Genomic DNA, 12505 nt, shown 5'->3' with positions numbered 1-12505 from the left:
TGCGTTTATATAAGCGCGCCAAAATTAAGGTAAATAAATGATTTTATAACGATCAATTAATCATGCTGAGCAGCTCCTGCTCCGAAATAATGGGGACTTTCAACTTTTCGGCTTTGGCCAGTTTAGACGGGCCCATTTTGTCGCCGGCGACCAGGTAATCCAATTTGCCGGATATGCTGCTCAACAGCTTGCCGCCGTGGCTTTCAATAAGCGAGGTCAGCTCTTCCCGGCTGAAGTGTTCAAACACGCCCGAGATCACAAACGTTTTTCCTGACAATGCGTCGCCGAGGCGTTCGTTCGTTTTTTCTTCGATAGCTAAATGCAGGCCATGTTGCCTGAGCCGTTCGAGCTGTTCCCTGTGGACGTCCTTAGCAAAATATTCGGTCACACTTTCCGCGATCCGTTCGCCAATTTCGTAGACTGACTCAATTTCTTCCTTGGAAGCCGCCGCCAGCGCATCCATGTTTTTAAAGTGTGAGGCTAGCTTTTTAGCGATTGTTTCCCCCACATAACGTATACCAAGTGCAAACAGCACCTTCTCAAATGGTTTTTCCTTGGATTTTTCAATGCCGGCCAGCATATTTTCGATGGACTTTTGGCCGAAGCGATCCAACCGTACAAGTGTTTCCTGTTTGTCTTTAAGGGAATAAATGTCTGTGATGTTATGGAGAAGCCCCTGTTTGAAGAAGGTCTCGATGGTTTCGTCGCCCATGCCTTCGATGTCCATGGCTTTGCGGCCGATGAAGTGCTGCATCCGCCCAACTATCTGCGGGGGGCAACCTTCGTCATTCGGGCAATAATGCACCGCTTCGCCAGGTTTGCGTACCAAGGACGTCCCGCATTCAGGACAGGTCAAGGGATAGCTGATGGGTTGGGATTCGGGTTTCCGTTTTAGGAGATTCACGGCTGTGATTTTAGGGATGATTTCGCCGCCCTTTTCGACAAATACCATGTCGCCCTCCCGCAAATCCAACCGGGCGATTTCGTTCGCGTTATGCAGGCTAGCCCGCTTTACGGTTGTTCCCGCAAGCAATACAGGGCTGAGATTAGCCACGGGAGTCACTGCTCCGGTGCGGCCAACCTGGTAGCTCACGGACAAAAACTTGGTTTCCGCTTGCTCGGCCTTGTACTTGTAGGAAATGGCCCACCGGGGTGATTTAGCAGTAAACCCAAGCTCTTCCTGCTGTCCGTAATCATTTACTTTAATAACAATGCCGTCTATGTCATAGCTCAAGTCGTAGCGCCCTTGTTCCCACTTTGCGATGAATGCAAGCACCTCATCGATCGATGAGCACAACGCCATATGCTCCGATACATGAAATCCCCATGCTTTCACCGCTTGGAGGCTGTCCCAATGATTGCTGAAAAGCCGATTCCGTTCGTTGCTATACAGAAAATAAAGAAAGCAGTCCAGGGGGCGGCGGGCTACTTCCGCGGAGTCCTGCAGCTTGATCGTGCCGGCTGCAAAGTTGCGCGGATTGGCGTAAGCCATCTCCCCGTTTTCAATACGCTCGTTATTAAGCCGTTGAAATGCCGCGCGGTGCATAAATATTTCTCCCCGGATTTCGAACAGGTCAGGATATCCATTAGGTTTTAGCCTGTTGGGAATGGATTTTATGGTGCGTACGTTTGCCGTCACGTCATCACCCTGCACGCCATCACCGCGGGTGACAGCACGCTTAAGTACACCATTTTCGTACGTGATGCTGATCGAGAGGCCGTCAAACTTCAATTCGCATACGTATTCAAAATCGTTGCCAATGGCCTTGCGTACCCTATTGTCGAAATCGCGCAATTCCTGTTCGCTATACGTATTGCTGAGCGAAAGCATCGGCCATCTATGACGAACGGTATCGAAGCGCTGCGTGATATCTCCACCCACCTTTTGGGTGGGTGAGTCCGGATCGAGAAATTGTGGGAATTGTTGCTCCAAGGCGTCCAATTCCTTGAGTTTCAGATCGAAGTCATAATCCGAAATTGTCGGATTAGCTAATACGTAATATTGATAGTTGTACGTGTTGAGTTCCTTGGTTAATTCCTCGATCCGAATAGCTGCTTCTGCTGGTGACATAGCGGCGAAAATACAAATTTTATGGCTTTCGGCAACCGGTTATTCGTTTTCATCCGGCTATACCGGCCGCCTATCATTGCTCACCGATCACCGTTTAGCCTACTCCATATTTCGTACATCGGATCTCCCGCAGAGCTTTTTCCGGTGTGGTGCCATTGGCCATCGATGATTTGATCATCAAATGGTAGGGACATTCCTACCCGATCTCCACCTCTCGAGAAAAACTCGATATTCTCTGTGTATTTTCCGTTTCCGAACGTATAGGTGCCTCCGCCGGTACCAGAAAACTGGCCTGTCTTGATGTTGATAGCTACCCACTGGAAACGTTTCCCGGACAATATTTTGAGCGTCCGCCTATCCTGTAACGTCCGTTGGGCGAGTTCATCGCCCTGCTTACGCCCCGACATGTACCATACGCCCGCCATTGGACCTTCGTTGTTATCGATACGTTGCCAAGTGGCTTCCGAACCTGACAAATCGGTGGTGAGCGTATTAGCCACTTTGTACGCAAATGTACTGGTTTGGCCCAGCCAAGTATCTACGGGCGTTTCATTCGCGGCCTTTTCAGAATCATACTGCCACGTAACGGTAAGCTTGCCGTCTGCAACGTCATATGTGCCACCCCTTGTGGCAATGAACTTTTTGTTTTTGACGTCATAGGTGCTGTGTGATAGGTAGCCATCCACAAACACGGCTGTTTGCTGGATGTCGCCTTGTTGCATGTGCCACGCTCCGGCAAGTGCGTCTGCCTGATGGGCTTGGCTACCCCAAGCAGTTATACAAATTGCGAGTAGCGGAAGAATGAGATACCTTTTCATGGTTTTTAATTGTTTGTTGTTTTGGCCTACAAATTACTAAAGTAACAAACTATTATTTAAAAAGTTGTCTGTAGCCGGTATTTTACAGAAACTTACGGCGATTGAGCTGACTGAATCGTGTTTTTTTATGGATATAAAAAGCCCATATAAAGCTGCCCCGATAGATACCTTTGGTGCCAAATTTCTGGCGATATTGCTTTCGTTTTTTTGCGGTTTTAAAAAAATCAAGAAAGAAGCGCTGGTGCGACCGACTGATAGCCCAGGCATCTTTCGATTTTCCCGCAATGAGGAAATGGATAAGCGCAATAAAATCGATCCACATGCGTGCAAACAAGACCCACACTGCTTGGAGGAAGGGCAGATTCTTTTGCATCATAAAGAGGCTATTGCGGAAATTGAGGTATGTCTTTCTCGGATTGCTCGCAGCCAACGTACCGCCACCCACATGGTATACGACAGCGTGTGGGCAATAACCGATGCGGTACCCGGCTAGTTTGAGACGCCAACATAGATCGACCTCTTCCATATGCGCAAAAAAATCTGCATCAAACCCTCCCGACAATTCCCAGCATTGGCGTTTGATGAAAAGTGCTGCGCCGCTGGCCCAGAATACTTCGCAAGCATCGTCATACTGCCCGTCGTCCTTTTCAACAACGTGCAACATCCGCCCGCGACAGAAGGGAAAGCCATAATAATCAATGAATCCCCCGCCGGCGCCTGCGTGTTCAAAATGGTCGCGTTGGTAATACGAACGGATTTTGGGTTGTGCAGCTGCCATGTCGGGGTGGCCTTCCAATAGCTCAATGACCGGTGTAATCCAGTCGGGCGTAACTTCCACATCCGAGTTAAGTAGTACAAAGTAGTCCGCATCCACCGATTTCAGCACTTCGTTATAACCTCCGGCAAAGCCGAGGTTGCTGCTGTTGCGGATAATGCGTATCGCAGGAAAATGTGCGGCGACAAAGTCCACCGAATCGTCGGACGACGCATTGTCGCCCACCACAAACTCTACGTTGGGATAATTGCTGTTATATACGGAAGGTAAAAATTTCTCTAAGAAAAACCTTCCATTCCAATTTAAGATGACAACGGCTACCTTTGGATAATGCTTCATGGTTTGGGTTTCCTTTTCCACCGCCGATGGGACCATAGCCACCATTCAGGTTTTCTGCGGATGATATCTTCCGTAAATTTGTTATGAATATCCGTGATGCCATGCCCCGGCACTTCGGCGGGATTTTCAACCAACGTCGTGAATGTGCAACTATAATGGCCACGCCTGACGCGGTCGATGTGGCAAAAGACGACAGGGAAATTGGTCATTTTAGCGATTTTCTCGGCTCCGGTGTATACGAGCGTATCCTGGTTGAGAAACGGGATAAAATAGTTGGAATCCTTATACATCGGTGTCTGATCGGCTACAAAGATACTGATGTGCGGTTGTTGGCGATGTGCAATGATTTTGCGCAGGGTTTGTTTCATCGGAACCATCGTGGCACCGAAGCGGCCCCGTATCGCGTTGTAGATGAGGTCCACCGTCTGGTTATGCAACGGTTTGTAGATGATCAGTACCGGATTTTCCGTGAGTAAGCTCAGCCGGTGAATGCCCAGTTCCCAATTGGCATAGTGAGCAGTAACGCCTATCACGCCTTTGCCGGCCCTGAAATGACGTTCCAACTCTTCCTTTTGATGGATAACTATCCGCTTTTCGACCGCCTCCGCCGATATACTACGCATTTTGACGGCTTCCACAATCAGATCGGGCAGAAAACGGTAAAACTTCCGTGCAATTTGTCTGCGTTCGCTATCCGTTTTTTCCGGAAATGCATTCCGGAGGTTCTCATATACCACCGCTTTCCGGTAGCCAATGACGTAGTATAGTAATAAATATAGCACGTTTGAAAACGCGTAGAGCACCCAAAAAGGCAGCAGTGAAATCAGGTAAACAAAGAAAGAAACAATGGAAGATTTTCGCATTACGGCCATTCAAGTGCGTAAAACTGCAAACTTAGATAAAGTTGCTTTTATATGCAATTTAATTGCGGCGGAGCCTGCGGGTTCCGTGCGGACCTCAGGCGCAGGTTGGTTCGGATGATATATTCCTAATTTATATTATTTTTACCGCACAAACTTATTTCTTGCGTTACATGGACGAACAGATCATCTTACCTGCCTTTTACTTGCCCCCGGTTTCCTATTTCAGTGTTATCCACAATGCTCCGATGCCAATCTTGCTTGAGCAATACGAACATTATCCCAAGCAGACCTATCGCACCCGGGCATCGGTTTATTCGGCCAACGGAAAATTGGACCTTATTGTGCCGGTAAAAAAAGGCCGTGGCGGACATACCCGGATGAAAGATGTACGGATCAGTTATGAGTCGGACTGGCAACGGTTGCATTGGATGAGTTTGCAGACCGCATACCGCAGCTCGGCTTATTTTGAATATTATGAAGAAGATTTTATGCCATTTTACCAACAACGGTATGAGTGGCTGTTTGATTACAACGTGCTTCAATTGCAGTTGCTGCTTCGGTTGCTGAAGATAACGAGGAGCGTCGGATATACCGAAAGCTACCGCGAAAATTATCCGTCCGACTTGGATTTCAGGCAAGCCATCCACCCCAAAACGGGACATGCGGGCGGCGATCCGAAACCTTACTACCAAGTATTCGAAAATAAACACGGCTTTATCGCCGGCCTAAGCATTGTGGATCTGCTGTTTAATCATGGACCCCAAAGCCGGACGTATCTATAGCAATTGAAAACTTTTCGCGAGTTTCCCTGTTTTAGTGTCATCATCTATAGGGAAAGTTATGCTGAAACATTATTTGCTCATTTCGTCGCTCTTAACGATGATCGATGCTGCTGCGCAGTCAAAAACAGACTCCACCGACCAGCGGAAAGTGTTTGTAACCAGCGGCATGGGGTGGGGGTTCGCATTGGGCGAGACGAAAGAGGTACTGCGGGCAAAATTTTCCAACACCCTGGGCTTAGATATTTCCCTGGCTAAACGTCCTTATTTTATCTACCCATCGCTTGATTTTCTGACCTTTCGGTATGATCAACAAGTGCCCGATCCGGATTATGCTTACGATTTGGAGAAGGGTAGGAGCAATTTCTACATTCTTAATCTTGCAGGCGGAATGCGGAAGCGATTTGGTAAGCTAAACGCGCATGCCTATGGAGGCCCCGGTGCAGGCGTCGTGATACAACCTCGTGCGATGGTTTCTCCGGCTGAGCATAAAGTAACGATCGAAAGCACTTCACACCTTACGCCCACCTTCAGGTTAGGCGTAGGGGCCGATTATCGGATCGGCGGTTTCTTTTTGTTTGTGGAGGCCGGATGGCTGCATAATTTCCGGCAAATTCAGCAACGGTCGGTCAATGTGATGTCGTTGTACGGCGGACTAAAAACAGACGTGACCAAGCTAAAAGACAATGTGGCACGTGTAATAGGGATCGAGTAGGAGCGAACCCCTACTCGATATGTGGCTTATTTTGCGGATATGCTCAGCTCTACTACCTCCACATCAATGGCGTTAAATAGCTTATGGGATGATTGCAGTTCGTTTTCTGGCTTAATTTCATCCAACGTGCGGACGTCAACGCCCCGTTGTTTGGTGATGTCAAGTTTACCGCCGAGGCAAGGATAGTTAACCTCCAGATCGCCTCCATTGAACCCCAAAATGGTTGCAAAGCCGTCTAAGCTGTTATAGAAATTGGTCATGGTGACGGGCATGAAGTTATTGTATTGCTTTACCTCATTCAGCGTGGAACCGACACGGAGTCCTTCTGCGGTTTGATAAGGGCCGAAATTATTAGCGACCGCAACTTTCGTGATGGTCGTATAGGGTTCTTCGCTTTCGGCCCAGTATACGGTGATTTCTTCTGCTTCATTGGGGAAGACCTTGGTGATATGTGTCGTGCTTCCACCTTCTTCAATCGTTCCATTTTCAAGGCTACCGGCGCCGACAGCGCTATCCAACGCAGCGTACGTGTATGTAAGTTTTACGGGGCCTATCCCTTCACAGGTGATCGCATTAGGATCGGTTGCAGCGGTCTCTTCTTGTTGGTTTTGCCCCTGCTGGCAAGCAACGGCGATCAAACCAATACAGGTAATGTACAATAGTTTGTTCATGACTTTTCGGAAATAGTTCAATTTAAGCCCACTAAACTATGAAAAAACCGGCTGGCTTCAAAGTCAAATTTGCAGGCTGCGCCACAGCACCGGCCTCACAGTGCGCAGTAATGTCTAAACGGCGAGATAGCATTAACGGAATAATTGATTAGGAAGAGCAGTTTGGATGTTTTTAGAAATACCATATCTTTACGCAGGTTTTCAGTCAATTAAGATATTTGAAGGGCGAAGCAGTCTATTCCTGATGACTAACTAAATTGCAAACAATCATGTCGGCCGAAAGATGCAACCTAATCCGATGAGAAATACCTGTTTTTTTTTGTTGCTATTGCAGGTGCTGGTGGCCTGTACGGACGCCAAACCGAGGCGCAATGCCAAAGTCTTCATTGAAAAGAAGGAAGGGAAATACACATTATATCGCCATGGAAAACCGTTTGAGATAAAAGGGGCCGCCGGCCATGCGCAGTTGGACTTATTGCAGCAAATCGGCGGCAACACCATCAGGCTATGGGACACCGTCGGCATAGCCCCCATATTGAAAAAGGCTGATGAGTTGGGAATTGCGGTGATCGTTGGTTTGCCAATCCCAGAAAGCCGTTATATGGACTATTACAACGATTCATCGAAGGTGGCTCAGCAGTATAAAGACATAAAGGCGTTGGTGAATCGATTCAAAGACGCACCTGCATTGCTCATGTGGTGCGTAGGAAACGAGCTTTCTTTCCCGTACAGACCGGCGTATGCCAACTTTTACAAAGCCTTTAACGGCATCGTCGACATGATTCACCGGGATGATCCTGATCACCCCGTCACCACCACCATGGTGAACTTCCAGCGTAAGGATATTTTTAATATTAAGATGCGTACTCATGTAGATGTCATTTCATTTAACATATTCGGCAGGATCACCTATTTGCGCGATGACTTAAAAAGATTTTCTTGGCTATGGAGGGGGCCTTATTTAATTACAGAATGGGGGATTGATGGCCCTTGGGATGGCACGCCACAGACCGCATGGGGCGCTTGGATTGAACCAACGAGCACCGATAAAGCAGAACAATACCGCTGGAGATACGAACAACAAATGCCATTGGATGATAGCGGCTTTTTAGGCTCATTGATTTTTTATTGGGGACAAAAGCAGGAGACTACCCACACTTGGTTCAGTTTATTTGATGAACTTGGCCATAAAACGGAGGTCGTTGCCGTCGCTGAAAAGATTTGGACAGGAAAGACGTCGGTCGAGCCGGCGCCCAAAATACGCGATATGCTTTTAGCCGGGCAGGACCATCCTGCAAGTATTTTCCTAAACGCCAATGAAGAAGTGGAGGCTAAGGTGCGACTGGTGGATGGTTCAAAATTCACCAAGGTAATCTGGGAGGTTTTCCCGGAGGATTGGCACAAGGTGGAAGAACGGAACAACACGATCAAGCCATTGCCTGTCAACGGGTTGTTCCGAAGCAATGAGGGTGTGGATGTTAGGTTTATTACACCCGACAGCGAAGGGCCTTATCGGATATTCGCAACAGTATATGATGATAACGGCAATATTGCGACGTGCAATATGCCTTTTTACGTCGTGGGAACGAATGAAAAGAACTAAACCAGTAATTAAGCCGTCGAAACGAGAGCGTTATACCCTGCGCCTGATGGTTGCCATAGGCGCTTTATGCATGGTGCTCTTCTTAAAAGAAATATTGGGCACCAACGCGGAATATCCGGCACTGTATTGGATGCTGATTGCTACATTTGTCTTCGCATGCCTCAAGATAGTGCATGAATGGATTCACTACGTTTGTATTGCCGTACCAGATATACCTAAGCACGAGAGGCCGTTTACCGTCGATATATTTACGACATTCTGCGCAGGTGAGCCTTATGAAATGATTCGGGAAACGTTGATGGCTATTCAAGCAATCAAATACCCCCACCAAACCTTCCTGTGTGACGAGGCCGATGACCCATACCTAAAAAACCTTTGCAAAGAGCTTGGTGTATTCCACATCACCAGAACTGTTAAAATAGATGCAAAAGCCGGCAATATAAACAATGCATTAAAATATTCGTCTGCGGAGCTTTGTGTGATTCTGGATCCCGACCATGTACCGTTCCCTGATTTTTTAGATCCCATAGTTTCCCACTTCAACGATCCGAACGTGGGCTTCGTACAAATTGTCCAAGCCTATAAAAATCAAGACCAGGGGCTCATTGCGAAAGGTGCCGCACAGCAGACTTATCAATTTTATGGCCCCATTATGATGTCCATGAATACATACGGTACCGTACTTGCTATCGGTGCTAATTGTACGTTTAGGCGTGCTGCGTTGGATTCCATCGGGGGGCACGCCGCGGGTTTGGCGGAGGATATGCATACGGCGATGCAACTCCACGCCAAAGGCTGGAAGTCCGTATATGTGCCCGCGGTCGTTGCCCGAGGGTTGGTCCCGTCTACCTTATCTGCGTATTACAGCCAACAGTTGAAATGGGCGCGGGGTGTTTTTGAGCTGTTCGTGACTTCCTATCCCCGCCTTTTCGGAAAATTTACTTGGCAACAAAAGTTGCATTATGGTGCCATACCGATATACTATTTGTCGGGTGTCTTTATTTTAATTAATTTCTTGATACCTGTTATTTCCCTGCTGCTCAATACGAGCCCCATAAATTTCGACTTGTTCAATTTCGTCACCATTGGTTTTCCGTTATTTATGTCCATTTTGCTTATCCGGCTTTTTGTCCAAAAGTGGGTGATGGAAGAAGAGGAGCGGGGTGTCCATATTGTCGGAGGCTTGTTGATGATAGGCACATGGTGGATCTTTCTTACTGGGTTGATTTACACCCTTCTTCGGAAAAAGGTCCCTTATATCCCCACGCCGAAAGATGATAGCGAAGACAGTAACTGGCGGTTGAACATCCCAAATCTATTAGTCATCGCGGTGTCATTGGCAGCTGTTGCTTACGGATTATCCAATGACTGGAATCCGTATAATTTTATTATGGCGGGTTTCGCCGCGATCAACTGCCTTATTTTGTCGTTTTCGATTGTTGCAAGCCAACAGTATCGATTCAGGCGGTTTAAAGAACGCAATTGGCTGCTGAGACCGTTGATGGCTGTCATAGCTGAGTTCAAAAAATCGTTCTGGAAATTTAGACGGCATGTTTACCGTGGAGTGAGGAGTACGGCGTTGATGCTTACGGCGCTTATCGGATGTTACATCCTTTATCATATAAATACCCAGCCAGAAAAAGAAGGGTATTCGGCAGGTGAGCAATATAGCAGCGCCACCCTGGTCCCTGGCGTGTTTTTTCCTCAGCAATCCAATGGGCTCACGGTGGTGCGCCGAGTGAAGGAGCTTGCACAGCAAAGCAATATATCTTTTGGTGTCGTCTCGTGTTATGTACCTTGGGGAGACGAGCCTCAATGTGATTTGCCCGTCCACCTGCTGGATTCCATTTACGAGCTCGGTTCCATCCCGATGATAACTTGGGAGCCAAGGCAAAGTCTATTTGATCAACTGAAAGGTAAATCCGATAACGACAAGGAACAGCGCGTGTTTGCAGCTATTCTGAAAGGAGATTATGACGACTATCTGGCCCGTTTTTCCGGTCAGGTCAAGTCGGTAAACCGCCCGATTTTTATCCGGTTTGCGCACGAAGCAGACAATCCGCAATACCCTTGGTCCGCGGTCGGCCAGAATACCGCCGAAGAATTTAAAGCGGCCTGGCGGTACATACACCGGTATTTCAACCGTAGCGGAGCTTATAATGCTATTTGGGTCTGGAATCCTTGGAAGCCCGAGGCCGTAACATCCTATTTCCCTGGCAGGCGCTATGTAGATTGGATAGGAGTGACCAACCTTAATTATGGATCAAGGAATAATGACGGGAAATGGTACAGTATGAAGGAGCTTTACATGCCTTTCCACGAACAGCCTATTTTTCAATCAGGCATACCCGTTATGTTGGCAGAAATGGGCTCGTTACCGGCGGAAGGCCAACAAACATACTGGTTTCAAACGGCTTTTAAAGACATAAAGGAGCGGTTTCCGGAGATTGGGGCAGTTGTCTTTTTTAATGCCAATATCGATTATAATACGCCGGATCCGGAAAGCGATGTTTTTTTGGACTGGACGATCGAGGATTTCGGCAGTTTAGGTAAGGCACTAAACAATACCCGTAGGCAAACCCAATGGCTTACAAACAGGCCGATTAACGAGACCCTTGCTCGCCCTGCGGACACCACCGTCCGGCGCTCCGGCGGCGTGTCATTTCATCATATCAAAGGTGTTAATTATACGAAGGGGCAAAACTGGTCCACAAATGGTCACGCGTTGAGGAAAAAGGAAATTGCTGCCGATTTTTCCAAGATGAAGGAAATGGGATTCAATACGGTGAAGCATTTTGGCCCCACTTTCTATGACCTTAATATATTACATGTAGCGCGGCAAAAAGGGCTGGATGTCAGCTATGGCTTTTGGTTGCCCAGCAATGCTGATTTTATATCAAACCGTGCGGAGTTGGACAGCTATGCGGCCCGGATATTGAAAACGGTAGCAGCCTTGAAAGATAATGAGGCCATAATAATGTGGAATATCGGAAACAGCCCATTGCGTAGAATGTATGCTAATCATTACAAGCCTGATCTGTATTACCATAACGAGGCTTATGTGTTGTGGCTGCAAAAGCTGGTAGCTAAAATTAAATCAATGGACCCCAATAGGCCCGTTAGCGTAGACATCGAAGTCGACAGTAAGCTAAGTGAGCATATGGGTTGGCTTCACCATTACATCCCTGACATCGACTGCTTTGGTTTAGCGGTAGGAGATGGAGCAGCTATGGGATCCGGATTAGAAAATCTTGAGTCGCCGCATTTTTATAGTAGAATAAATGCCTCCGATTACTTAGCAATTCCTGAGCTCCGATCCGGCTTTTTTATTGCCAATTGGCAAGACGAACAAACTCCCGGGTTTGTCTCGTTTGATGGATTGCTGGATGGTTCAGGGAACAGTAAATTTGAAATGCACCGGTTGGCAAACCGCTGGGACGGTGCCGAACTGCCACGGGAACTGCCCGAATTGAAAATATTGTTGCCGGCCACAACAATCAGCAAAAATAAATCCGTCACGTATCGTGTATTATTGCGCGATGGTAAGGATTGGCGGTTGCTGAAAGACAATGATGGACTAATGCCGGAATGGAAATTGATTAAAACCAATCATTACGGTGAGCCGCTGGAAACCAAAACCTTGGGAAAAGGCGTAGACATCACCTTCCGCGTGCCCGGAAATCCGGCAAATTTCAGGATTGCTTTAGCGGTTTCAGGTGATAACCACGTTAAAATGATATCATCCAAACTCCATACGCCTTTGAACACATTACATTGGCCGGAGGAAGCCCTCGCATCGTTTAGGCTTGACAATGACGTTGATGAGACGTATTAGGTCCAAAACGCTGGAGATGACAGGCAAGGCAACGGT

9 protein-coding genes are annotated in these 12505 nt (G+C 47.5%); 4 read left to right on the top strand and 5 right to left on the bottom strand.

Features of this window, described 5'->3' with window-relative positions; all coding sequences use genetic code 11:
• Positions 1–52: 52 nt before the first annotated feature.
• From ligA to B5X72_RS09225, 4 genes are all read right to left on the bottom strand, one after another.
• Entirely contained in the window at positions 53–2071 is a 2019-nt protein-coding gene (gene ligA, locus B5X72_RS09240; protein WP_079716598.1) for an NAD-dependent DNA ligase LigA, read from the bottom strand.
• Between the two features lie 80 nt (positions 2072–2151).
• On the bottom strand, positions 2152–2889 hold the full coding sequence (locus tag B5X72_RS09235) for a hypothetical protein (RefSeq protein WP_079716597.1): 738 nt from the start codon (positions 2887–2889) through the stop codon (positions 2152–2154).
• Between the two features lie 82 nt (positions 2890–2971).
• Positions 2972–4003, bottom strand: coding sequence for a glycosyltransferase family 2 protein (locus B5X72_RS09230; protein WP_079716957.1), 1032 nt, complete (start codon positions 4001–4003; stop codon positions 2972–2974).
• On the bottom strand, positions 4000–4875 hold the full coding sequence (locus B5X72_RS09225) for a lysophospholipid acyltransferase family protein (protein WP_176146149.1): 876 nt from the start codon (positions 4873–4875) through the stop codon (positions 4000–4002). Before B5X72_RS09225 ends, B5X72_RS09230 begins: the two co-directional genes overlap by 4 nt.
• Before the next feature lie 161 nt (positions 4876–5036).
• Between B5X72_RS09225 and B5X72_RS09220 the strand changes: the two genes are divergently transcribed.
• Both B5X72_RS09220 and B5X72_RS09215 read left to right on the top strand, forming a co-directional pair.
• A complete protein-coding gene (locus tag B5X72_RS09220; RefSeq protein ID WP_079716596.1) occupies positions 5037–5648 on the top strand; it encodes a WbqC family protein in 612 nt (203 codons plus the stop codon).
• A 58-nt stretch (positions 5649–5706) separates the two neighbouring features.
• Positions 5707–6360 (top strand): hypothetical protein, encoded by a 654-nt coding sequence (locus B5X72_RS09215; protein ID WP_079716595.1) that lies wholly within the window; start codon positions 5707–5709, stop codon positions 6358–6360.
• Between the two features lie 26 nt (positions 6361–6386).
• Here B5X72_RS09215 and B5X72_RS09210 read toward each other — a convergent pair whose 3' ends face one another.
• Positions 6387–7031, bottom strand: a complete 645-nt coding sequence (locus B5X72_RS09210) for a hypothetical protein (protein ID WP_079716594.1) — start codon at positions 7029–7031, stop codon at positions 6387–6389.
• Positions 7032–7329: 298 nt separating this feature from the next.
• Between B5X72_RS09210 and B5X72_RS09205 the strand changes: the two genes are divergently transcribed.
• Both B5X72_RS09205 and B5X72_RS09200 read left to right on the top strand, forming a co-directional pair.
• Positions 7330–8634, top strand: coding sequence for a glycoside hydrolase family 2 TIM barrel-domain containing protein (locus B5X72_RS09205; RefSeq protein ID WP_139378623.1), 1305 nt, complete (start codon positions 7330–7332; stop codon positions 8632–8634).
• Positions 8621–12469 carry a glycosyltransferase family 2 protein gene (locus B5X72_RS09200; RefSeq protein WP_079716593.1) on the top strand — a complete coding sequence of 1283 codons (3849 nt, stop codon included), beginning with the start codon at positions 8621–8623 and terminating at the stop codon, positions 12467–12469. The genes B5X72_RS09205 and B5X72_RS09200 overlap by 14 nt, the downstream gene beginning before the upstream one ends.
• The last annotated feature ends 36 nt before the right edge of the window (positions 12470–12505 follow it).

Source organism: Parapedobacter luteus (genome assembly GCF_900168055.1).
Lineage (GTDB): Bacteria > Bacteroidota > Bacteroidia > Sphingobacteriales > Sphingobacteriaceae > Parapedobacter > Parapedobacter luteus.
The sequence above is the reverse complement of the archived record's forward strand: the minus strand, read 5'-3'. Positions and strand labels throughout refer to the sequence as shown.